Consider the following 24,186-nt stretch of genomic DNA (forward strand, 5'->3'; position numbering starts at 1 on the left):
GCGAATTTACGACTCAGATGTGTCATAGATATCTCTCTTACAGCACCGGATGATAGCCTGGTTTTCACCGGATACAGCTAATTGGCCACCATTTCTTACTCAATAATTAAAGAGAAATTTTATTAGCGCGTTCTCCTCCGAGTGAATCGTCGATCTCCACGCACTGCGGCTGTCGCTGCTGGCTGCGGGTATTCGACAGATCATGCTAGGAATATCCTACTCGATCGTTCGCTGGATCGCCGCTCGTCGTATTCGCCTTCACGGGCCACTGACCGCGCTCGTGTTGTTCGCGATCGTCGCTATCGCCCCGGTGCAGGCACAGACCACGGGGACGGCCTTCTGTGAAACCGATATGGTCGCGACGATCAAGAACGTCTTCACGCTCATCCAGTTCGGCGGGCCGCTCATCGGCGGCGTGATCGCGTTGGGAGCGACGGTCGCACTCCCCGCCGTTTCGCGTGCAGACCGCAAGAAGGAACTCACCGAGATGCGCAATCAGGCAGTCGTCTGGGGGGTGCTTGTGGCGCCGCTCGGGACGGCCATCATCGCGTTCCTGCTCAACAACGTGGTCGTCGGAGGCACCAGTTGCGGCTTCTAACCACGGCGACGCGGTCTGTCCTCCTCGCGTTGCTGGTCGTGGCTACAGTCGTCGCGACGACATCGCATTCGCTCGCCCACCCGGTGAACGAGACTGACCACGGCGTCAACGAGTCGACGCACGCGACGCTGTGGTCAGGAGATACAGACACCGCGAACCTCACAGCGCTGGCCAACTCGAGGGGTGACGGCGAATCTCCCTCCGAACTCCGACTGCTTGCCGCGGGGACGGACATTCCCTTGGATGCGCCGCCTGCCGCAGTCGAGCAGTGGAACGAGGGCGAGCTCACCGAATTTCCGGAGACCGGTCCGAGTGAATCAGTGTATCCTGCGCGTGCAGAGCCAGTTGATGGGCGATTCATCGCGGATGCACACGCGACGCTGGTCACAGTGCAGCCGTCGACGCGTGCACGGCTTTCAGTCGGTGACGCTCCGTTATATGTCGCTGATCGCGGCGACGTGCTCGGCGTTGTGGACTATCGCATCGCAGTTCCCCGTGATGATCGCAGCGGCCTGTACCGCGTGTCATGGCGCTTGGCCGATCACGAGATCACTGAAACGCGACTATTGGTCAACGAGAGTATCGTCGCCCGCGGTGACGGGACTCGGACACCCACACTCGCGTACGATCTCGATGATGCAGCCGACGAGCCGCGAACGCTCACACTCGAAGCTGAAATCGCCATTTCACTCATCCGGACGACGCGCGTCGGCGACCGAACCTGCCGGAGTGTGAACAACAGCACGAACTGCACGACGACGTGGACGACGAGTGTTCGGACCATTGAGGAGACGCGTACGGTCTCCGATTCCATCGATGTCGTTGGGTACGAACTCGACGTTTCTGGAGCGCGAACGCGCTATCCGAACGGCGATATCGGCATCGTCCTCTACAAGAACCAGCCTTGGCTCGGCTATTCGCTCGGCGAGGGCTCGGTTAGCGGCGTGTGGCGCTTCTACTCTGCACGCGACTTGTCGTGGGATACGCTTACGCGGAGTGACGGAACGGGAGAGACGGTCGAGCACTCGCCAGTGCATCCGCTACAGGTACACGCGTATCCGATCAAGACGGGGCCGACCGCGGCGCCGCGCTCACACATCGAGCTTGTGGAGACCTACGGCGAGCAAGTCGTTCCACCCACGCTGCCCGAGGACATCAACCTCGACGTGCTCACTGACCCATACACGGCCAGCTACGGGATCGCAACGCGCTCCGCTGGGGACGAGACTGCTCCGTGGCAGGTCACCGCACGTGGACTGGTTGGCCGCGAGCACGTCGTCCTTGACCCTGCGGATCTCCCATCGGTACCGATGAACCGTAGCAATCTCACACTCGCTATCGAGAACACGACCGGCGAGACGATCACGGTTCGACTCGACCTCCGTGATGCTGGCTCTGGAGCAGCGATCGATACCAGCGAACGCAACGAATCAATCCACATTGCCGACCGCGAAGTCGACACCGGCCCCGATGGAACGGCGACTGTGACGCTTGATCGCGATGTCGGTGGGGTCTCTGCCCGATATGAGCCACGCCCGTGGTGGTTCGGCGGGACCGCATACGTCGGGGACTCTGATGCGGTGTATCCCCGAGGTGTGGTTCTCCAGACGGTACGGACGCTCTTCGAGTTCGCCATACCGCTGGCGTTGCTCTTGTTCGGGGTGTTCGTCATCGACCGGTTGACAGGCTGGGCCGTGTGGCCACCATGGAGGGGGCTGTAGATGCGGCGTGATCAACGGTGGTCACGTCGGCGTGTGCTCGCGGGCGTTGGTGCGCTTGGTGCGACAGCGGTCGCGGGCTGTGTAGGTGGCGACGGACCGTCGAGTGAGACGCCATCGCGCGATTCCGTCTTTGAGTCGATCGAGTTCGAGGGCCAACATCTCGTGATTCGACTTCGGGAAGACCACGATGTCTCAGCAGTCAACGTGATCGGGCCCGATGGGAGTCTGTTCGCACAGCGAGGTGTGGCAGTCGGGGAGACCCAAGTGGCAATTGAGATGCTTGACCCGCGCTCTGGAATGTCCGATCACTACACGACCGGTACCCACGAGGTCATCGCAATTTCAGGTGAATCGCAGGAATCTGTTGAGCTTCAGCTGGCTCCTGATATCCGAATTACGGATGTCTCACAGTACACTGATGGGAAATCCAACATAGACTTGGCCAGACTTGTTGTCACGGTTGAAAATACTGGTACTGCTCCGGCTTGGCTCACAGACTTCGCGGTTCGTGGTGCTCCGAATTGGGCTACCAATGAAGAGCTAATTGTCGGATCAGGTATCCCCTATTTTGGTATCCAAGAAACTCCTGCTGAGGCTCTCATTGAAGCCGGTGAAAGTCAACAATACGTTGCCGATGAGAGTCCGTTCCTCTTCGATGAGGACGGCATAATGTGCGATAGCGGCGATGAGGTGATTCTACTTGTAGGAATTAGTGATGGATCACACATCCGCCTGGATCTTGATGTCTCATATGGAGGCGATGTCTATACAGTGAGATTTGGGGAAACCGTTTGTTCAGCCCTCTCGATATCAATAACTCGTCAACGACTGGCACATGCAAATCCGAGCATTAGAGGTGCGACATGAACTCGCTCATTGAGGTGATCATTGAAGCACTGAAGCAGTTTATCGAGGACTTGCTGAATGAAGTACCATCTGTAATCGAATCGAACGTTGAGGCAGTCATCAAAACTATCGTTGGAACACCGCGTCCAGATTCCGTGTTTACTCGCCCAACAAACAACGCTTGGCCCGCAATGTACGACCAGTACTGGGAATTCATCTTCCCGCTTGCACTCCTCCTTTGGGGACTCTCAATCGGGATTGTGATCTTTCTCGAATCGACGAGCTACCTGTTCAGCGGATACCACCGCTCAAAACTGAAGAAGCGGGCTTTTTCGGGGCTTCTCGGAATCCTCTTCTGGTGGTGGATCGCCGCACTCTCGTTGCGGTTCATGGAGGCTCTCACTGGCTATCTCGTTCCGGATATCTCAGATATTACGCTCTTTGAGACCCTCTCATTCGGCACAATCGGTGTTCTCGGGGTTGCGCTCTCTCTTTCTGTTAATCTCACATTGTTCGTCCTCGTCGGACTCGTCTACTTCGTTCGCGAGATCGTCCTCTATTTGTTCGTTCTGATGATGCCGATCCTCATCGCCCTCTGGGTTCCCGGGGTCGGTCCGTTCACACTGGTTTCTGGATTCGTCCGTCGCCTTGCCGGCTTCTACGTGCCGTTCTTATTCATGACAGTCCCGGTGGCGATCCTCTTTCGTCTCGGAGAGATCCTCGGCGATAGCGTCACGCTCTCCCCGGATGGAATCGGCGCATGGATCACGGCACTCGTGATCCCCGTCGTCGCAGTCGCGTCGCCGTTCGTATTGTTCTGGCAGGCAGGGGCCCTACTGTTCACAGCCGATCGGACGGCCCAACACGTGTCTGCAGAACGCGCTCGTCGACGAGCCACGCAAGCGACGACTGCCAGCCAGTCAGGGGCGCACCACGGACGGAATTTCCTCCGTGGCGTCCGCGGCGACGGCGCGATCGCTCGTGATGGAACCCGCGAGTTCGGGTCGGGTGACTCACGCGCGAATCGGGCGGGGATGCAACTGCGCTCGCGGACGCGCAAGACGAAGACGAAACTCGCCGACCGCGTCGCACGACCGACACGTGATGATGCATCTAACCGCGACGGCGGGCTTCGCGAACGCGTCGGCCGTGGACGTGGAGACACGCGGCGTGATCCGCTTGCACCGGATCGCGCTTCAGGAGGGGAAAATCCTGAACGATCGTTCAGAGAAGAGACGGGGAGCGCACCGTCTCGCTCTCGGCCAAAACAAGATGCACCCGGTCGAGATGATCGTGATCGGAGGGACCGATCATGAGCACGAGCGACCCAGCGAAGCGTATTCCGAAATTCATCGGGACGGAGACGAAGCTGTTTGGCTCATACACGCTTACTGACCTCGCGGTTGCGCTCTCACCAGGCGTCGCAGTCATTCTCCTGACGCAGGTGCTCCTCCCATCGGAGTTCACAGTCGGGGGGTATCACCCACAGACGCTCACACTTCCGCTCGCGGGAGTGGGAATCGCAGTCGGTGTGCTCTTTGTCTACCTCACTCCGGCGTACACCACAAGTCTGGACTGGTTCGTTACCTTCGTCGGCTTCCACCGGAGTGAGCACGAACTCACCCACGAGGAGGCGAAGCAGTACACACACGTCGAGCGTGTGCACCCGATCGAGGGTGTGATCGAGCGGACCGACGGCGCGTTCGTCGGGCTGATCCACGTCAAGCCGCCGTCGATGGCACTTGCGACGAGTGCAGAGTGGGGAGCGAAAGCCCATGCGTTCGAGGAGTTCTGCAACACGGTCGTTGAGTATCCGATTCAGATCTACTCGACGACACAGCCGTTTCCCGTCGACGAGTTCCTCGCCGAATATGAAGCACGACTCAGCGATCCGGATGTGAAGGCAAACCCGCGGTTGGCGGCGCTCATCGAGCACTACCTCGAGTGGTATGCGAGTGAACTCGATAACCGACAGATGACGATCCGCGATCACTATATCGTGATCCCCGTAACGCCAGCGGAGGTTCGCTTCGAACGCGAGAGCCTCATCGAGAAACTCGCGGCCGTGCCCGTGCTCGGCGTATTCCTCAATGTCTGGCTGGCGCCGTCTGTTGACGACCAACGATCGGCGATGCTCGATGAACTCGACGAGCGCTTGCGACACGTCGAGGCGGGGATTCGCGAGATCGACGGCTGCGGGGCGAGTCGACTCGCGGTTGAGGATGCAACGACGCTTCTTGCCGAGTTCTGGGCTGGCGAGACACGAGAATATGCAAATCTGGAGCAGGTGCTTCGAACGCGCCCGCTCGTGAGCAATGATTAGAGATAGACTGCCATTTACTGGAAACGGTGGGGGCCCGAGTGATGAACACGCTGTGGAGACGGCGAACGAAGATACCGAGGACTCGAAAGACGAGCATGAAGGCGAACCCTCGGATCGACTCTCAATCAATTACGAGACAAATGACTCCCCACTGGGGAGTATCGAGTCTGTCCACCAGTCAATCCTCACGCCCTCGGATATCGAGCGGACGCCAAATGCAACCCGAACGGGCGAACAGTGGGCGCAAACACTGTGGGTAAGTGAGTTTCCAGACGCACCGAGTGACGGGCTCTTCGAAGGACTCTATTCAACACCAGAAACGCGCACAACGGACATCTCGTTACACATCGAGCCACGTGATACGCATCGGACGCTTGACTCACTTGAGAACAAACTCGAGTCGCTGGAGGCGAATCACGAATATCTCGCAGAGAAGCGCCGCGCCGGTGCCCGTGGCGTGCAGAAAGATCTTGCCGACTACCAGGAACTGTATGATGTCCTCAGGAACACGTCGATGCGGGCGTTCGACGCCTCGATGTATCTCACCGTCCGGGGTGACTCGGCTGATGAGATCAACGTCGACGGCGTGAGTAACGCTGCGCGACGCTCCCCATCGAATCTCACGCCGGTGACGCCGCGGTGGGCACAACTCGACTCACTCATCTCGGCGAGTCCAATCGGCGTGGACACGCTCAACCAGTCGATGGATACCCGGACGCCCATGCTCGGTGGCGCACTGGGTGCGATGTTCCCGTTCGTCGCCGGCGCGTTCGCCGAGCCCGGGATCGAGTACGGGACGTATGCCCTGAACGAAAGCCCGCTTATTCTCGATCGGTTCAATCGCGAGACAGGCTACTGTGCGATGGTCATCGGAAAGCTCGGTGCGGGCAAGTCCTTCTCGACAAAGCTCCAGCTGCTCCGTCGGGCGATGTACGATGAGGACACACTCATCGTCATGCTCGATCCACTGGAGGGCTTCGCGGGCGTGAACGACGCGCTCGGCGGCGAGCGTGTGACTATCGGCGGGACGCGCGGGCTGAATCCGCTTGAGCTGAAGGCGACGCCCGACGCGATCCTTGCGGACGTCCCTGACCTCGATCCGTGGTCTGAGCAGATCTCGTGGGTGCTCACCTTCTTCGAGACGTTCTTCGCACACATCGCGGCGAATCCGCTCGGTGACCGAACACAGACGCTTCGGCGGGCGATCCAAGAGGCGTACGAGCGCAAGGGAATCACACGTGATCCGTCGACGCACTCGCGTGCATCGCCGACCGTCCGTGATGTGGTCGGTGTGCTTGAGGACCTGCTCGCAGACCCGGGTGACTTCGGGTATGTGACTGCAGGTGAGCAAGAGAGCGTCGCTGCGGACGCACAATCGCTGTTGAAGGACCTTCGTCCCTCGTTCCGCGACGGTGGCGACCTCGCGAACCTCGCCGAGCCGACCGAGCTCGAACTCGACTCGGACGTGATCTACCTCGACTTACACCAAGAGGAGGGTACCCGCGGACGCTCGGAGACGAGCCTCATGATGCAGGTACTATTCAACGCGGTGTATGAACGCGCGAAGGAGACCGACAAGCGCGTCGTGTTCGTCATCGACGAAGCGCACTACCTGATGTCGGATGCGACCTCACTCGGGTTTCTGGAGACGGCCGTACGTCACAGCAGGCACTACGACCTGTCGCTGCAGTTTATCACGCAAACTGGTGGTGAATTCGCCTTGACACCGGAGGCGCGGACGATCGCGAGCCTCTGCTCGATGACACTCATCCACCGTGTGCAAGAGGAGGCTGAGAAGCTCGCCGAGTGGTTCGGGTTGAGCGAACGCGAGGTGAACTGGGTGCAGACGGCAAAAGCTGGGAATGATGAAGACGGGTATTCAGAGGCGTTACTCGGTATCGACGAGGAAGGGTGGTTCCCGCTTCGCGTGCGGGCCAGTGGGTTCGAAGCGCAGGTGATCGCGAGTGGAATGCCAGGACCTGCACCTGCTGGAGTCGAGCGTGAGAACAAGCCTGTGTCTGGATCGACGCCAGAGAGCGGTCTATCGGAGTCCCTGACGGGTGATGACTCGATCCCTCGGAAGTTGTGATTCGATTGTGAATCCGAATGCACTCCCGGTCGATCTTCGCTCCCGTCCCCAGTGGGTGTGCTGGGCGTCGCGTGAACGCGGTGGCAAGCAAACGAAAGTCCCACTCGACCCGGTGAGCAGGACGTTCGCCTCGACAGCCGACCCGGAGACGTGGAGTACGTTCGAGGAAGCCCTCTCGACAGCGACGCGCCCCGATGTCAGCGGTATTGGTTTCGTGTTCACGAGTGATGATCCGTATGTCGGCGTCGACTTGGACGACTGTCGCGATCCAGAATCCGGGGCCTTCGATCCGGATGCAATCCGTATCGTCACACGATTGCAGTCATACACGGAGGTCTCGCCGTCAGGCACGGGTGTCCACGTGATCGCACGCGGTCGACTTCCGGGTGGGCCGCGACGCCGCGGCGGCGTCGAGATGTACGACGACGCGCGCTTCTTCACGATGACCGGCGATCGAGTACAGGGAACGCCTGAGCGGGCCTGTGTCCGCCCCAGTGCGCTTCGGTGGGTCCATGCGTCGTATGTGGCGGACGACGATGACGAAGGCCCTGATGAGGCTGTGTCAAGTCGGGTTGCGCAGGTTGGCTCTGTGTCTACTACGATGGACGATACGGAGGTGCTCCAGCGTGCGAAGGCTGCGAAAAACGGTGAGAAGTTCTCCAGACTGTGGAACGGCTCAATCAGTGGATACGAAAGTCACTCTGAGGCCGACATGGCATTGTGTTGTTTGCTCGCGTTCTGGACCGGTGGCGATGACGTCCAGATGGATCGCCTCTTTCGAGAGTCTGGACTTCTTCGGGAGAAGTGGGATGAGGTTCACTTCAGTGACGGCGCGACGTACGGCGAACGAACGATCGAGCGAGCGATCGTGAGGACAGACGATTTATACAGATAAACAAGGCGAGTGCCTCGGGGCTTGACCCCGAGACGGTTCACTCCACGGGAGGCGATCGACTGTCCGAATGTCTTGAGACCACCGAGTGAGAGAGTACATTTCGTGTGTTCTCGCGTCCACTGGTGGAACCCCTCTTGTCGGGTTCTCGGCAGAGGTCGTGCGGAAGCTGATGGTCTGGTCTTTGTTATCGACGAAGAGACCTGTCCTTCGTCATAGTTCTGTTTTGGAGTATCTACTGGCGTTTTCTGGATACGTGGCCGTCCGCGGGAGTACGAGTGAGAGAGTACATTTCGTGTGTTCTCAGAGCGAACTACACCGCTACGTGTGGCGCGCGATTTCCGCCCGAGTCTCAAGGATGATCTCCTGATCGAGGTTGAGTTCATACTCGTAGTACTGCCCCCCACTGCGCCCGTGGTTTCGCTCGTGGCGAATGAGAAACCCAAGCATCTGGAGGTCAGAGAGATGATCTTGAACGCTTTTGAGTGTCGTCAGTGGCGTCGCACCGTGTGAGTCAGCAACAGTTTCATACACTGTTTGGACCGCCTTCGAACGCGCCGGTAAGTCGTCTGTCTCTGCCAGCCGTGCAATCGCCTCGAGGATGTACTGGGCGTGTTCAGTCTGATCGCGGATCTTGTTCTCCAATCGACCGCGCCTGACGAGTCCTCGCGCCCGCTCAATGTGTTCGTCGGTCACGTGAGCTTCGCCAGTTCGTTCTGCAACCTCAGAGCCAACCCGCAGGAAATCGATCGCTTGTCGTGCATTTCCCATGTCCTGCGCTGCGAGGGCGGCGGCCTTCGCGATCGCAGACTGCTTACAGACGCCATCACGAAACGCCTTGTCGGCACGGTACTGGAGAATTGTCTGAAGCTCAGCGGCGTCGTACGGACTGAAGGATATCTCGGTTTCCATCAGTGTATCTTTGACTTTTGGGGAGAGCGACTGTCGAAACGTGTAGTCGTTGCTGATTCCAACGATTCCAACGAACGCGTTTGAGATATGGTCGTTTGCCCGTGCCCGTGGGAGCTCATACAGTAGCGTGTTCACGTCCTCCAGGTGGTCAATCTCATCAATAACGAACAGATGCGTCCCGCCGATCCGGTCGAGTTGCGCATATAGTTCGTCGAATGCGTCCCCAGTTCCGAGTCCGCGTTTCGGAAACGGACTCGCGTTCTCTGGTAAGAGTTCATTCACCAGTTCGCGGACTACCATGAACAGCGTTCGGCCGTTACAATTGATTTTGTGGATGTGGACGTGGTCTGCTTCAGGACGGGTATCCACTTCAGCCAGCAGCTCGTTCATCATATACGTCGTCACGGCAGTCTTCCCGAGTCCAGCTTTACCGTACAAGAAAATGTTCTCGGGTTCGCGACCGAACAGGATATCCTGTAGTGCGTGACTGTAGGCTTCGATCTCCTCATCCCGCTCTAGAATCGTATCCGGTTGATAGCTTTCGGTGAGAACGGATTTGTTTTCGAAGATCGTGTTTCCCACATCACTGAACGGGCCCGACATCGGTTGTCTCTGCAATACCTGAGTGATTTTATAAAGGTACTGTTCGCGAGTTTTGTTTGTTATCGCTGTTCATCCTACTATCAGTGCAGCAAGGGCACTGTTAGCGATTTCCCGGGATAGACCACGTGAGAATACACACGAAATGTACTCTCTCACTCATCGAAGGCCCCTGCACCTCCGCGAATGGAACACACGAAATGTACTCTTTCACTCATAGAAGGCCCCCGCACCTCCGCGAATGGAACACACGAAATGTACTCTCTCTCATCCACAGAAGAATCCGAGACCTGCTAGAGTAGAACACACGAAATGTACTCTCACACGGTTCTGGTCAACTACCCCACCCTACTTCGCTCACCCTGACGGGTTTGCTCGTTGAGGGTGGGGCTTGTCCGTGAACCCGGCTTCGAACCCGTCTGGGTGGGCGGTGAATCCGCCACTCGGCGTCACTGTTCCAGACTTCAGGGCGAGCTGACTGTCGCCCGTCCGTCGAGACGACTGTTGGCCTCGACGGACATACCGCATCCCGATGTTCTTTGCTGCGTTGTAGTCCGCGTTCGCCTCTGACTCGCACTTCACGCACCGGAAGTCAGTACGAGTCAGGCGGTTTTCGGCTGCCGTGAACCCGCACTCGGCACACCGCTGCGACGTGTACGCCGACCCCACTTGCTTCACCGAGATGCCATCTACCTCGGCTTTGTACGCTACTTGCTCGTACAGCGTTCGGAACGCCCATTTGTGCCCCCACGACGCGCCTGTCCGGTCGCGGATGTGGGTTAAGTCCTCGAACGCGATCACGTCACACTCGTATCGGAGTGCTTCTTCTACAATAGCGTTCGACGCTTGGTGAAGCACGTCACGAACGTATCGTAGCTCGCGTCCACTTGACTGTTCGAGTGTTCTGTGGGCGCTTCGCGTCCCGGTCTGTTGGAGTCCTGCACGAACTTTTTCGAACTCGCGGAGGGTATGAGCGAGTTCGCGCCCATTGATGAATCGGGCGGTGCTAGTGACGGCGAGGTTTTCGATACCGAGGTCAACCCCGAGAACCGTTCCGTCCTCGGCGGTGTTTCGCTCGGTGTCTGTCTTGGGTCGGCGAAACCCCATGTGCAGGAAGTAGTCGCCGTCGCGGGCGGTGAGCGTGCTTTCCGTGACGCTCCACGTGTCCGAGTCGAGATACTGCCGTTGGTAGCCGTCGTCGGCGTGGGGCAGAGCAAGGTCGCACCGGACGCGACTCTCCGTTGTGGAGAGCGACAAGGTATCGTCGTCAAACAGTGTCATCGCCGCAGGAACGAGTTTGCCCGACACGTTCGTCAGCGTCCGCGCCGCTCGCAACGACGACAGCGTCACCAGCCTCACGAACGTCTTGGGGAGCAACACGTTCAACCTCCTCGTTGCCATTCCAATCGGCGTCCTCCTCGCGGGATCGGCGACCATCAACTTCCTCGCGGCGATACCGACGATGGGGTTTCTCGCGTTCGCCACCCTGGTATTCATCGTGTTCGCCCGCACGGACTTGGAGCTCACCAATCTCGAAGCCGTCGGTTTCATCGCGCTGTATGGGCTGTTCCTCGTCTGGATGACCCTCGAATCGATCGGTGCGATCAACACCGTCCGGGGGATCTGAATCGCGGGCCCACCGAACGAAGACGGTCAAGCGACGGTATCGGTCTCATCGCGTGAATACGAGTGATCGGAGGTGGTCTCACACGGACGCTGTCGGGGATCACTCCCCCGACGCTGTCGGGAGATCCGTGACGAACTCGACCGGAAATCGGCTCGTGTCCCCCGTCCGACTTCGGGCGCACGTGGTGGATGGGACGTTCGCCAGCCCCTGCCTTCCACAGCGCGGATTCATCGCCCGACGGTGAGCGTTTCTCACGAACTACTCCGGCTGGTGACGCGGAACCACGTACCGACCGGGCGGACGGGAGCGGCGACGCCGTCACGGATTCTGGGCGTGAGGACCGGCTACGCGACGCGAGGCGCCCACATGCTGATGAGTGTGGGCGGCGGGAAGTACCGTATGTGCGAGCGGACGTCCGGCGCCGAGGGCCAACCTAGGAATGTCGTCTGGCGGCTGTACACGGAGTACGCCGACGACGGACGCCGATACGCGGCCCTGGGGACGGTCGCGACCCTGGTCGGGCGGACCGTCAGCCTGGTTCCCGCGCTGGTGATCGGGCTAGCGGTCGACGCGGTCTTTCTCGCACAGCGACCCTACAACCTTCCCTTCGTCCCGGCCGACCTGATCCCTGCGGATGCGACGGGGCAGTTGTACTTCTCGGTCACCGTGCTGGTCGTCGCGACCGCGGTCGGCGCGGTCGCCTCTTGGGTCGAAGACTGGGGGTGGAGCGTGTTCGCCCAGCGCGTCCAGCGTTCGCTCCGTGTCGACGCCTACGACGCCCTCCAGCGCCAGGAGTTGGCGTACTTCACCCGACGGCGCACCGGCGACCTCATGTCGGTCCTGAACAACGACGTCAACGCCCTGCAGACGTTCTTGGAGGACGGCCTCAGCGCGACGGTGTGGATCCTCGCGACTGTCGCCGGCATCGGCGCGATCCTCGTCGGCTTGAATCCGGCGCTGACGGCGATCACCCTGTTGCCGATCCCCCTGCTTGCCGCGTTCACACTGGCGTTCACGCGGATCGTCGAGCCGCGGTACTTGGGTGTCCGCGAGGAGATCGGCGATCTCAACGCCCGGCTGGAAAACAGCGTCAGCGGCATCGAGGTCATCAAGACGCAGGGTGGGGAGTCCTTCGAGACCGAGCGAGTGCGCGAGGCGTCCGAGAGCTACCTCCGGGCCAGCCTGGCGGCCATCCGCGTCCGGATCACCTACTTCCCGGGACTCACACTCATCTCCGGCGCCGGGTTCGCGGTCACCTTCCTAGTCGGCGGACTGTGGGTACTCGGCGTCGCCCCGTTCGGCTTTTCGGGGACGCTCACGCCGGGCGCGTTCGTCACGTTCGTCATCTACGCCCAGCAGTTCATCTGGCCAATTATTCGGCTGGGCGACGTTGTCGACGACTACGAGCGGGCGAAAACAGCCGGCCTCCGGGTAGACGAACTACTCGGACGCGACGCGGCCGTAACCGACCGTCCCGACGCCCCCGACCTGACGGTGACGGACGGCGCCGTGACGTTCGCGGACGTCTCGTTCGCCTACCGTGAGCAACCGGTGATCCGAGACGTCGACGTCGACATCGCGGGCGGCGCGACCGTCGGGGTGGTCGGACCCACCGGCGCCGGAAAGTCGACGCTGTTGAAGCTCCTGCCGCGCCTGTACGACGCCGACGAGGGGAGCGTCCGCATCGACGGGCAGGACATCAGAGACGTCACCATTCGGAGCCTCCGGCAGTCGATCGGCTACGTGAGCCAGGACCCGTTCCTGTTCTACGGGACGGTCGCCGAGAACATCCGCTACGGCACCTTCGACGCAACGGACGAAGAGGTCGAGCGGGCCGCCGAGCGAGCACAGGCCGCCGAGTTCGTCCGGAAGCTCCCCGACGGGTTCGACACGCCCGTCGGCGAGCGCGGGGTGAAACTCTCGGGCGGCCAGCGCCAGCGGCTCGCCATCGCCCGGACGATGCTCAAAGACCCCGAGATCTTGATCCTCGACGAGGCCACTTCGGCGGTGGACACAGAGACCGAAGCACTGATCCAGGCCAGCCTACGGGAGTTCGCCGCGGACCGGACGACGTTCGTCATCGCACACCGGCTCTCGACCGTCCGCAACGCCGGCCGGATACTCGTCCTCGACGGCGGGCGGGTCGTCGACGACGGGAGCCACGAGGACCTCCTGTGTGCGGACGGCCTGTACGCGAACCTCTGGCGCGTGCAGGTCGGAGATGTCCAGTCGTTGCCGGCGGAGTTCCTCGAACGCGCCCTCGAGCGCCAGTCGACGATCCTCTCGGACGGGGATGAGTAGGGACGCCTGTCGTCGACTGTGGGCCCCATCCGTCGTGGTACACGGTGAACAAAGTTGAGTCAGACAGTCGCTGTGGTCTCCGTCGCCGCACCTCGGAGGGCAATATCGATGACGCTGGTCATTGATAACGAGACGGTGATGTTCATCCAGCGCGGGTTCGCCCGGTCCACTGCCGACCGGGGACAACGCTGGTGATCGCACGCCAGTTTTCTATGGCCAACGCGGCGGACTGCAACCTTGTTGTCGACGACGGTCGAAACGATGGGCGCGAGAAACACGATGAACTACTGGATGTTGGTGGCGGTATGGATCGTTCTCCCGTGTCAGACCCGCCCGTTGACGAGATAACGCCACCGCGACTGCGCTCCGTTGGTGAGGAGTTCCTCGAAATGGGCAACTTCCGGTTATGCGAGTACCCTGACGGGACGCTATTCGGGGCGGCCTCATTCCGAAAATCGAGTCCAGTTCGCATTCGCTGACAGCACACATCATTCTGGCGGCTGCATCGATGGGTCGATACCGATCAGATCCCCCCGGGGTTTGGTTTCGCAGTACGAGTTCTCACCTCGTAACTCGGTGAGGGTGTCCTCCAGCGTTCAGTCGACGATCCTACAGCTGTCAGGTTCCGCCCTATCGCAGCCATCACCGTCACTGCGGATACGACTGGACGCGAGTGCTGCCGGTTGTGGGAGTCGATGTTGTGTATCCCAGATTACGTCGCCCCCTCACGAACTCGGACGCGTGTTTGAGGAGTCTGGCGATCCTTGAGAGCCAGACAGTCACTGTCAGGGGTGATGGATGTTCGCGGTGGCGTCCAATTCGAACGCGCAAGTTCCCGGAGACAGATTCGAAGTGGAGATCACACAGGGTCTCTTCTCGACAGCATCTGATGGAGTGAACATTGAGGAGAACGTAACGTTACAAGTGGGAGCGTGCTGTGTGAGGGCGACATCTCACCGAATAGAAAGTCTACGCGTATCCCTGCTTCAGACACGAGGGCACGTAGGCTAGAGGAAAATAGTTGACTTTCAGAACATTCGACCCTATTGGGTTATTTTGGTTAGATATTTACTAAGGTTGAACAACTGATAGGAAAATTCTGCATAGTTTAATGCTATAGTTAGATTAATACCAAGACAGAGTGTGGACTCGTTCCATGCCTGGTAGTTCTCGCCCATCGCCAGAGAAACGAAATCAACTCGCCAAAGACGATTGGCGTTCACCAGACAAGGTTGTCTTATCTCGACGACAAGGGGCCGCGAACTATGGATACGCCTATCAAGAACCGGGAGAATATGGAAATCCAATCTATGGCGCCGGCGACTCAGATACTGGGTTTGAGGAAGTATCAGTTTCCAAGGCTCAAGAGCATAATAAGTACCCTTGCGAGATGTGTGATCGTATTCTCGGCAAATGAGATCAGTCGCAGAAATTGAGGAACATACTGGGATCGATAAAAACGATGATGAGACGATCAAGGAATACGTCAAGCGGGCATCGGAGAAGTCGAAGCTGTCTCGTCAACAGGGGGAGAAACTGGCCGAGGCTTTGGCAAGCTCGGTAAATGCACCAGATGAATCGTTGGACGAAGAGGTGATCTCGCTGTTTGAAGATCTAGTTTCGTCTGTCGATTACGCATCGTCAGCTACCAAATCATCACAAAAATCAGAGCCTGAGTCTCATTCTCCTGCCAGTATGGATAGTACAGACGCAAGCAAAGCTTCATGCGCGCCTATCACACGATCTGATGAAATTACTTCAGACATACTCCTATCAGAGATATCTAAACACGTCCGCTTCGAGGATTCTACCCAAAAGGTCACTGAAGATCTTCGATTCGGACAACTCAATCTCGCGTTTCGGTTGGTTCGGTACCTCCCAGTAGCTTTTCTAATCCCACTTCTGACAACAAAGATTCCACTCTCGCTTAGCCCAGCGCGGGAGTACGCAGGTTATTATCAAGCATTCGCATTTATTCGGGACCCTATTCAGTCGTTTACTTACATCACTCTGCAAGAATCTGACGCGGCGCTCCACCTCTCATCGATCTTAGCAAGTCCGCTTGTCGCACTCGGGTACGTTGAGGGAGGGAGGTTGGTTAGTTTCGGTGCAACAGTAGTTGCAGCAGTTTGCCTTGCCGTCGTTGCGAAGGAACTGTTCGGACGGAGGGTCGCCCTTTTAGCCCCAGTTGCGCTTTTAGCGAACCCGTATTTCATCAGGTACTCATGGACTATCTATCCAGAGTCAGTTAGCGTGGCAACCACTGTTGCTGCTCTCGCAGCTATCTTGAAATATATTCGAACCTCGGACGAGAAGTGGTTCTATGTGAGTATAGCCGTGGCGCTGCTTGGAATTACTAATCACTCGTGGGAGGCTATTATCGGGCTTCCATTGGTGATTGTACTTCTTTGGAGATCTGAGTGGAAGAAAATCACAACGACCACAATAGCGATCTTCTCGATGGTGGGGATGATGTTCATCGCGACAGGCTTCCAGCCGAATCCTGCAGAAACAATGAAATATGCAGTAATCAATACCGGCCCGGGTCTTCTCTGGAGCGGTGAATGGTGGTCTCGGTGGTTCCAGGTGATAAATCGATGGCCGATGCCACCGTACTTCGCCGCGCACCGACTTCATATGCTACTAGCATTCCCCACAATCGGGTTTTGGTCGTGGACTGCCCGACAAAGGGAATTAGGACCGGATGTGATGGTGGGTTGGTTAATTTCTGGACTCACAATTCCGTTTTTTCTACCTGGCGGGGTGAACCACTCATACTATCTCTGGGGATTGATGGCTCCAATGTCTTTGACAGCTGCTGCACTTGTCGGTCAGATTGTCGATAAGATTGAGCAAGAACGAACGAAAGGATCTGCTCAAGCATGCCTTCGCGTCATTGCGATATTCGCTGTGATCGTTGCTTCCGGAAGTATCGTAGTCCATGAGGGCTCTCTCGGACCCACCCAAGACGCAGTTGATAACTTTGCGTATCCCGCGAGTGGCCCAGCCGGATATACTGGCGGGGTCGCTCTCGGTCGGGAACTGAAGGCGCACGGTGTCGAGTCGCGTAGCGATGTCGTGTTCGTCGGAAACTGGTCGTACAACTCATTTAATGGGTTCTACAGGGGTGACGCTGTCCGAATACTCACGTACTCAGGAGTGCCAATGAATGGAACGTGGCACTATGGGGCGGTCCCGGGGGCACGAGAAACAAGTCCGGAATTAGTTGACTCCAAGACACAAGTCAACCGTGACCACTGTGAAGCAATGGTGATCCGATACAACAATGGGAGCACGACGGTTGACGGATGTTGATCTGGTTGACAGTTTGGTGAAACCCGATGAATTTCCGGAGCTGATTTTTAATAATGTGCCGTCGGATTTCAATTTAGAACAGATAGCTATTTTCGTTTCTTCACACAGTATTCGCGTGCGAATTCCCCAGCTTCAGCTCATTGGCCATCTGCAGTAGTGAGAACACCCGATTTGACCCAATTGTCGTTCACAATTTATGGGTCTCAGTAGTTATTATGACAGACCGTATTGTTCTGACCTGATATTCAGATCATATTTCAGATGATCATCCAGAAAGTCTAAGCTGGATCCATCTGATGGACCGTCAGAACTCACTTGTCGCTATTTCTTCTCAGACACGGCGCCTCCGTCAGGCCGTTTGTGTGATGACTCCGACGAGGACCGGTCAGATTTGAGGGCGACACATCGCCGTCGAGGATTGATACAGCCAGCAATAAGAGAACAACTTGCTACAAAGTTTGATCCTACGCAACTTGTGCATGACTCCGTCACCTGGCGTGAGCTAAATGCAGTTGTCGTCATCTGTGTCGGTAAAGTCAGCGAGCGTTCTATGTTTCCAAGACTTCTATAGAGTCTCTGGGTTTATCCACTTAAAGCCAATAACATTGATAAAATATCCGTCTCTTTCATTGACCAAGGTTGGCTGCGTCGTTTCCTCTGATGGTATTCGCCAAGACTACAGATTTGCCCGTCGCAGCGTGGACGCGGGCGCAATACAACGTATTTTCCCCACAGTAGACCTGGTAGAATCGCCAAAAAGTACCAATATCTGTTTTCTAGGTGCATCCCGTCTTCAGGCGTTTCGTTTATCAAAAATTCGTAGTATTAACACCGTCCAGCTGAATAGCAGTCAACAGTTTCATCCCGATGGATGACGTGGCCAGGTGTGTTGTTATCTCTGTTACCGCTGAGATAGTGATTCAAGAAGCAGTTGTACCCCGTTGTTACGAATAGATCATCGTCGAGATCGTTTCCCTAGTTGACTCTCGTCTGACCGTAGTTGTGCGTTTTTTGCCGGATTGCTGGTTCTGGCTTTGACCGTGGCCTTGCTGTACTGAACGCAGGTCCTAAGTTTCAGGCGTTCAATCCCTCGATAGCAACCTAAAGAACGGTGTAAAGGTCGTCGCAACCCAGGGTGTGAATCTCTCAGACTGTGGGCCCGCGAGAATCTCTCCGCTTTTTGTAGACGACGTAGTCAATCGCTTCACTTACGCTAAAGAGACTCTCTGGAGTTGTTGGTGTCTTTGATTGGGACTATCTATGATCTTATTGACAGCGGTGATGTCATAGGTATATGACCCGGCGGAGACAACCATTGACCAGTGTCCGAATAAGCACTTCCACAAGCTCGATGGGATGGACATGGAGTGGGCTCCAAGTCGGGATGAAAGGCCCGCAGATTCGGTACGTACAGAGGTCGATGTTCGGCAACAAGCCACACGCCACATAAATCTTCCACGCCATTTTGGTGATTGATCGCTGGCCCATTGAATGAGAGTTCCAAACTGATTTTAGCAACGGAAGGATCTACCAATTATCGTGGTCTCCGCACGGACAATTCGAACGATATTTGCACTGCTCCTTCTCGTCTCGGTTGGGCTGGTTGGTTCCGAGTATGTATTCGCCCAAAGAGACACCCTTGAAGAGCGATCTTCACTCCAGGGAAGTCCGTCTGAGTCGGTTGTACTGATCGAAACGAACTCCTCCTATAAGCCGAACAACTTGACCGTCGTAACGAGTGTGGCAGGAGCGATTTCTTCGGCGCAAGAACGTGGTGCACTATTTGTTGTGACGCCGAACGGAACTGTCGTCCATCAGGAGTCCCGGTACAACATCTATGATGATGTCGATCCTAGTCCATACGGCCGGTACAGCGTTTCATACGTTGCTGCGGAAATACTGACTGGTGAGGACTGTGCTGGGTTCAACTCATCGCCGTGCACTCGGAATTTCATCGAGTACCTGAACTTTTCGACGGGAGAACGGGAGCGTCTCTACACTGAGAAGACGGCTGGTGTGGCGAACACGCGCTGGCACGATGCAGATCGGATCAATGAGACTCACTTCGCTATCGCCGATATCTCACAGGATAGGCTCATCGTTGTCGATATCACGAGTGATGAAACTGTGTGGGAATGGCGGATGGACTCCGCATTTGATCCAGCTACTTCTGGTGGCGATAGCGATGACTGGGCTCATCTGAATGACGTGGAGATTCTTGAGGATGGGACGTATATGCTCAGCCCCCGAAACCACGACCAAGTGATATTCGTTCGTCCGGGCGAAGGGCTCGTCCGCGATCGAACGCTGGGTGCTGACGAGGAGTACGACATCCTCTACGAGCAGCATAATCCGGATTACCTCACCGGCGACGGGCAAACACGTAGCGTCCTGGTCGCGGATTCACAGAATAATCGAATCATCGAATACGAACGCCGGAACGGCAGCTGGGTAGAGACATGGACGTGGCGTGATGACGGTCTCCGGTGGCCACGAGACGCTGATCGGCTTCCCAATGGAAACACGCTCGTCGGTGACACTGGAGGAGACCGAATTATAGAGGTGACCCCCTCTGGAGAGGTAGTCTGGGGAGTTCGAGTTGACGGGAACTACGAAGCCGAACGACTTGGAACAGGTGACGAAAGTGAAACTGGTCTCCCTATGAGCGAGATCCGTGGGGAATCCGATAACGAGGCTGACAACGTGAATGGGGCATTCTTCTCACCACACATTCGACTATTGATTAATGGGTTGCTGTTCATCATCCCGCCATGGGTGGGTGCACAAACTGTGGTCGGCGTCGTACTCGGGGCTGTGGCGATATTCGGAGAAGTAATCTTTGAACTTAAGCGTCAACTACAGGTTCGGAGGGGAATGGGCTTGTGAGGTGGGTAGTGAATTATACGATTTTGGAGTTTAATTTATGATCTCCAAAGTTGCGCTGTGTACGAACCCCCGTTCTGAGTGATCTCCCCTATCATGGAGCTTCATCATGACGGCAACTTTTCCTTTTGATGGGAAATTTTGCCCATTCTCTTTGGACAGATCTGCTTGCAATTCCCCGTCAACATATCCTCGGACTTCACCCGTAGATGAACGGAGTTCAAGCCTTAGTTCGCGTTTCTCAGAATGATCAATGGGCGCGGATTTGAATTTATCCCAACTAAACATTGGGTTACCTACATCATCTCGCCAATGCGATAAGATTTGATCCTTTCTGGCGAAGAATCCATCTCCAGAGCTATCATCTTTCAATTCTGTATTTTCGACCCCCATCCCACCTCCGGCGTCAATTAGTACCCACGGCCTGTGTCCAGCAGAATCTTGAGATATAATAAAGAACTCCCAAGCACCGCCCATTTGCGGTTGTGAAGCACTCTCAACCACAGTGAATCGGACATCTGGATTCTTGTCTAAATCGATCACATTTTCTTCCATTTCTAAGTATGCTTGCTCATCTGTCTTTGAGTTTTTAAATTCAACGAATCCCTCAGAGGGATGGGGAGTAATTTTAGAACCATCTCCCAACCGGGGGTTCCAGCTAAATTCACTCTCTGATGGGTCTGTCCATGTGAAATCATCGTGGTACTCCATTACACTTGGGGAGCTTTGCCTACCACTAATACAACCGGAACCCAGGCCGAGCAGGCCAGTACAGGTGGAAGACAAAAATTGACGGCGATTCATTTAATGATAGAATCTTCTTGATTAGGTATAAAAACTCTGGGTGATGATTGGTCTGATAGCATTCGGAAGGGTCGGATTCCATACCTGATCTGTCGAGGATATTGTAGTTGGTTCCGAATTCCTCAAACCGACCGGCGTCATCGTCGGGGATGCGTTGATCTTCGGAGGTGTGATTCCGGGCCTGGCCAACATCTACAATCGCATGACTATGTTCTTAATCATGAGGAATTGGAACAAAAATGTAGAAACCACAGTAAAAGACTAATGTCAAATAAAAACAACATGGAAAGTTAACTCAGAATATGCCCTATCGAGAAGTTAAATTCTCAGTTATCAAACTAATTTGTATAATATCGCATAAAATATTAATAAACTGAGTAATCCTCGGTTAGCGACTGTCGGCAGTTTCATGTGTGACCAGTGGTTCGTTCCGACAACGAGTGACCTCGGAAGCATCTTCTGAATCTACTGCTGAATCCGATCCAGCATTCAATTGTCTTTCCACCAACAGCATTCGCAGGATTCGACTTCAAAAGTTAGCAGTGGTAGTGCTAATTACGTTCCTCTTGGCGTTACCAGTCGAGGGCCTAACGACATTCTCGGTTGGACGGCTCTCGTTTGCGGATCTAGCGCTTCTGATAACGGCTGCTATCGTCGGTTTAGCTGCGCTCACCGACGGACCACTAGTCATCCCACGACCGCTCGTTGGTGACATCGTCATTTTTGGTGTATTCGTTGGACTCGCTGTTGTTGCTACCTTCGTCTCCGGGAGCGCTGATGCGTTAGCCGTGCTCAAACTGTATACTAAATTTTTCTTGACGTATGCGCTGGTCGCATACATAATCGCAATGTTGCCGGCGACCCGCGCGATCGTTGCCGCGGTTGTCGGAGCTGCTGTACTTGCTGCAGGCGTGGCTGTCACCCAAAGCGTAACCGGCGTCCCGGCAGGCATTGGTCGACTCCTCCCGGGACGGTCTGTTGCGGGCTTTAACCTACCGTTTGACCGGAGTGCTGGCCCATACGGTACGTATGGACGGTACGGAATGCTGGTGAATACGGGATTGGCGGTCGCACTCGTAGCAGCGGGTCGGTCAAATCAACGCCGCTGGTTCGCCGCGAGTGCCATCGGTGTTCTACTGGTTGGCGTCCTCGTTTCGCAGTCCCGGGCAACTTGGATGGCAGCGGGCGTCGTCATTGGACTGATCGCTTTTCGACGAATCACTGAACGCTACTCACTGGCGGATCTAGTCGCTGTCGTGATAGTGACAGCGCTGCTGACTGGACCGCTCGCAGTGCTCCTGGCTCGTTTTCTCGTTGCTATTGAGCCTGCCACGGTTTTTGAGCGCATCCGCGTCTACCGATTTGCTCTTGTCGTAATCGCCGACAACCTGGTTTTAGGCGTCGGATTCGACGGATTCCGTCCACTCGCAACCCCAGTTGGTATTGACGTTGCTGTCCACAACCTATTCCTTGAGATTGCTGTCACAACGGGGCTGACTGGATTGGCTTTGTTCCTCGCCCTCTTCTGCCGGGTTGCTCGACGAGGAACCCAGTTGTTGAAAAATGGAGACAATATACTAGCATCGGCTGCACCTTTCGCGCTTGCAGCAGTCATTCTTGAGGCACAATTTTTCCGTGGAGTGTATTCATATGAACTTTGGATCGTGTTCGCTGTCGCCAGCGGTATGTTCCTGCGGCAGACAGATCATAATGACCAAAATGTCTAACGCTCGCTTACGGTCTCTCACTGAAACGCTCTCTCATATTCAGAGGTCGTTGACAGATCGTTTGCCAATTACAGGTGGCGTCGAATTCCTAATATTGGTACTCTTGACATTTACAATCCTGGCTCATATTAATCTCTTCACAATCCGGGTGCCACGTGACGCAGGTGCTTTCCTTACAATTGCCGATGGTATACTTGAGGGTCAATTACCGTACCGCGAGTACGTAGACCATAAGCCACCGGGCATTTATTATACGCTAGCGGCTGTACTGGTTATTGACCGGTCGGTCGAGACAGCTCGGACATTATTACTAGTGACTAACGTCGCGACGTCAGCGTTGCTGGTGACCGTCGCACGCAATTGCTGGTCGCGCGACGTTGGTTTGCTTGCAGCGTTGCTCTACCTTGCGGCGCTTCCGCTATACCAAGGTGTATTTCTCCTCACTGAACCGTTTCTCGCGCTCGCGTTAGTCGCTACGGTGGTTATGCTCAGCCGGTATGTCGAACACCGCGATCTAAAGTTTGCAGCTGCCGCTGGATTCGCAATAGGTGCTGCACTGTTGTTCAAACAAGTCGCTCTTGCTGGACTTCCAATCTTCGCCGTTGCCATCGTCATACTCCCAGCAGTCCACGACAATAGATTGGCTCTTCCTATCTCCTATCACTATTTACGTCCATTAGTACCGCTAGCAATCGGTTTCGCAGTTCCGCTACTGATAACTTCTGGATACTTTATTGCAAATGATTCGATAGGTGAACTATTATTTTGGACTACTACTGCAAATGTAGGTTACGGGATCATGTCTCCAACTCGAACTCTCAAGTTGATAATCGAACGGGTTGGTCTCGCGACGGAGTTGTGGTTGATTGCTGCAATTAGTACTGGCCTACTCCTCACTGTCGCTAAGCGTGAGTGGGCAGTTTGGGGAGCTGTGTTTACGGCGCTACTGGTAGCGACAGCTGTTCCTCTGATTGTCCATCAGTTCCACCACTATTTCATCACTATGCTCCCTTTCGTAGTATTGCTCACGGCCGGGGGAATTTTTGTCGCAGGCGAATGGCTCGCCGAGCGATTTGAGTTGTCGAGTGTGGTTACCCGGCGTGGATTAATTATTGGAGTACTCGTAATAACATCGCCAATCATCGGGCCCACAGCCATCAATACTGTGACGGTTCCCGGTGGCGATGGTACGCTGGCCGATCAACGTGTCCTTGCAGATCGTATCGCCATGGAGACTGACCCGAATGAACCTATCGTTTTACTTTCGGCAGAACCGCAATTCTACTTCTTAGCTGACCGTCGTCCGATGGGGCGAAACGTCTACTACTTACCGATCAACCGAGGAATTTCGTACACCGATGCCGGTCTCGCACGACGAATCGCATCTACTCGGCCACCTGTGGTTATCATTCGCGATTGCCGGACACTCTCTCGGAGTTGTATGGTTGTCCGCGACCAGTATCTGGGACCAGATGATTATCACCGCGGACTCCGATATTGGCGCGACTCCGAGAGCCCTTAATAAATGATTTTTTAAATGGTATTCCA

General features: G+C 56.1%; 14 protein-coding genes and 2 pseudogenes. 13 read left to right on the forward strand and 3 right to left on the reverse strand.

Going from position 1 to position 24,186, the window contains the following annotated elements:
* The first annotated feature begins 310 nt into the window (after nucleotides 1-310).
* From P0Y41_RS10585 to P0Y41_RS10615, 7 genes are all read left to right on the forward strand, one after another.
* Entirely contained in the window at nucleotides 311-598 is a 288-nt protein-coding gene (locus P0Y41_RS10585; protein ID WP_284061311.1) for a hypothetical protein, read from the forward strand.
* A 38-nt stretch (nucleotides 599-636) separates the two neighbouring features.
* On the forward strand, nucleotides 637-2,319 hold the full coding sequence (locus P0Y41_RS10590) for a DUF8186 domain-containing protein (RefSeq protein ID WP_284061312.1): 1,683 nt from the start codon (nucleotides 637-639) through the stop codon (nucleotides 2,317-2,319).
* A 243-nt stretch (nucleotides 2,320-2,562) separates the two neighbouring features.
* Nucleotides 2,563-3,186 carry a hypothetical protein gene (locus P0Y41_RS10595; RefSeq protein WP_284061313.1) on the forward strand — a complete coding sequence of 208 codons (624 nt, stop codon included), beginning with the start codon at nucleotides 2,563-2,565 and terminating at the stop codon, nucleotides 3,184-3,186.
* Nucleotides 3,183-4,481, forward strand: a complete 1,299-nt coding sequence (locus P0Y41_RS10600) for a TrbL/VirB6 family protein (RefSeq protein WP_284061314.1) — start codon at nucleotides 3,183-3,185, stop codon at nucleotides 4,479-4,481. The genes P0Y41_RS10595 and P0Y41_RS10600 overlap by 4 nt, the downstream gene beginning before the upstream one ends.
* On the forward strand, nucleotides 4,478-5,488 hold the full coding sequence (locus tag P0Y41_RS10605) for a TraC-like domain-containing protein (RefSeq protein WP_284061315.1): 1,011 nt from the start codon (nucleotides 4,478-4,480) through the stop codon (nucleotides 5,486-5,488). The genes P0Y41_RS10600 and P0Y41_RS10605 overlap by 4 nt, the downstream gene beginning before the upstream one ends.
* Nucleotides 5,481-7,577 (forward strand): VirB4 family type IV secretion system protein, encoded by a 2,097-nt coding sequence (locus P0Y41_RS10610; protein ID WP_345783155.1) that lies wholly within the window; start codon nucleotides 5,481-5,483, stop codon nucleotides 7,575-7,577. Before P0Y41_RS10605 ends, P0Y41_RS10610 begins: the two co-directional genes overlap by 8 nt.
* Nucleotides 7,578-7,689: 112 nt before the next feature.
* Complete coding sequence (locus tag P0Y41_RS10615; RefSeq protein WP_284061317.1) at nucleotides 7,690-8,472, forward strand: phage NrS-1 polymerase family protein; 783 nt, start codon at nucleotides 7,690-7,692, stop codon at nucleotides 8,470-8,472.
* A 318-nt stretch (nucleotides 8,473-8,790) separates the two neighbouring features.
* Here P0Y41_RS10615 and P0Y41_RS10620 read toward each other — a convergent pair whose 3' ends face one another.
* Complete coding sequence (locus tag P0Y41_RS10620) at nucleotides 8,791-9,984, reverse strand: orc1/cdc6 family replication initiation protein (RefSeq protein ID WP_284061318.1); 1,194 nt, start codon at nucleotides 9,982-9,984, stop codon at nucleotides 8,791-8,793.
* Nucleotides 9,985-10,338: 354 nt separating this feature from the next.
* A pseudogene (locus P0Y41_RS10625) lies at nucleotides 10,339-11,262 on the reverse strand (RNA-guided endonuclease InsQ/TnpB family protein); the annotation flags it as partial.
* Between P0Y41_RS10625 and P0Y41_RS10630 the strand changes: the two are divergent.
* The 4 genes and pseudogenes from P0Y41_RS10630 to P0Y41_RS10645 all read left to right on the forward strand — a co-directional run.
* Nucleotides 11,255-11,608 (forward strand): annotated as a pseudogene (locus tag P0Y41_RS10630) (calcium:cation antiporter family protein); the annotation flags it as partial. The pseudogenes P0Y41_RS10625 and P0Y41_RS10630 sit on opposite strands and share 8 nt — an antisense overlap.
* A gap of 399 nt (nucleotides 11,609-12,007) precedes the next feature.
* On the forward strand, nucleotides 12,008-13,909 hold the full coding sequence (locus P0Y41_RS10635) for an ABC transporter ATP-binding protein (protein ID WP_284061320.1): 1,902 nt from the start codon (nucleotides 12,008-12,010) through the stop codon (nucleotides 13,907-13,909).
* A gap of 1,413 nt (nucleotides 13,910-15,322) precedes the next feature.
* The gene (locus tag P0Y41_RS10640; protein ID WP_284061321.1) at nucleotides 15,323-17,224 is read left to right on the forward strand and encodes a glycosyltransferase family 39 protein; all 1,902 of its coding nucleotides are present in this window, start codon (nucleotides 15,323-15,325) and stop codon (nucleotides 17,222-17,224) included.
* Between the two features lie 1,539 nt (nucleotides 17,225-18,763).
* Nucleotides 18,764-20,110 (forward strand): arylsulfotransferase family protein, encoded by a 1,347-nt coding sequence (locus tag P0Y41_RS10645; RefSeq protein WP_284061322.1) that lies wholly within the window; start codon nucleotides 18,764-18,766, stop codon nucleotides 20,108-20,110.
* 30 nt (nucleotides 20,111-20,140) lie between these two features.
* On the opposite strand, the gene P0Y41_RS10650 is transcribed toward P0Y41_RS10645, so the two are convergent.
* Entirely contained in the window at nucleotides 20,141-20,818 is a 678-nt protein-coding gene (locus tag P0Y41_RS10650; protein WP_284061323.1) for a hypothetical protein, read from the reverse strand.
* Nucleotides 20,819-21,351: 533 nt separating this feature from the next.
* On the opposite strand from P0Y41_RS10650, the gene P0Y41_RS10655 reads away from it, so the two are divergent.
* Complete coding sequence (locus tag P0Y41_RS10655; protein WP_284061324.1) at nucleotides 21,352-22,638, forward strand: O-antigen ligase family protein; 1,287 nt, start codon at nucleotides 21,352-21,354, stop codon at nucleotides 22,636-22,638.
* Complete coding sequence (locus P0Y41_RS10660; RefSeq protein WP_284063402.1) at nucleotides 22,631-24,160, forward strand: glycosyltransferase family 39 protein; 1,530 nt, start codon at nucleotides 22,631-22,633, stop codon at nucleotides 24,158-24,160. Before P0Y41_RS10655 ends, P0Y41_RS10660 begins: the two co-directional genes overlap by 8 nt.
* The last annotated feature ends 26 nt before the right edge of the window (nucleotides 24,161-24,186 follow it).

This window comes from Halobaculum halobium (assembly GCF_030127145.1).
GTDB classification, from domain to species: domain Archaea; phylum Halobacteriota; class Halobacteria; order Halobacteriales; family Haloferacaceae; genus Halobaculum; species Halobaculum halobium.

Excerpts from the sequence above, each read along its gene's own strand:
- P0Y41_RS10600 (WP_284061314.1), top strand. The coding sequence starts at position 3,183 with ATGAACTCGCTCATTGAGGTGATCATTGAAGCACTGAAGCAGTTTATC.
- P0Y41_RS10605 (WP_284061315.1), top strand. The coding sequence starts at position 4,478 with ATGAGCACGAGCGACCCAGCGAAGCGTATTCCGAAATTCATCGGGACG.
- P0Y41_RS10610 (WP_345783155.1), top strand. The coding sequence starts at position 5,481 with ATGATTAGAGATAGACTGCCATTTACTGGAAACGGTGGGGGCCCGAGT.
- P0Y41_RS10620 (WP_284061318.1), bottom strand. The coding sequence starts at position 9,984 with ATGTCGGGCCCGTTCAGTGATGTGGGAAACACGATCTTCGAAAACAAA.
- P0Y41_RS10635 (WP_284061320.1), top strand. The coding sequence starts at position 12,008 with ATGTGCGAGCGGACGTCCGGCGCCGAGGGCCAACCTAGGAATGTCGTC.
- P0Y41_RS10640 (WP_284061321.1), top strand. The coding sequence starts at position 15,323 with ATGAGATCAGTCGCAGAAATTGAGGAACATACTGGGATCGATAAAAAC.
- P0Y41_RS10650 (WP_284061323.1), bottom strand. The coding sequence starts at position 20,818 with ATGGAGTACCACGATGATTTCACATGGACAGACCCATCAGAGAGTGAA.
- P0Y41_RS10660 (WP_284063402.1), top strand. The coding sequence starts at position 22,631 with ATGTCTAACGCTCGCTTACGGTCTCTCACTGAAACGCTCTCTCATATT.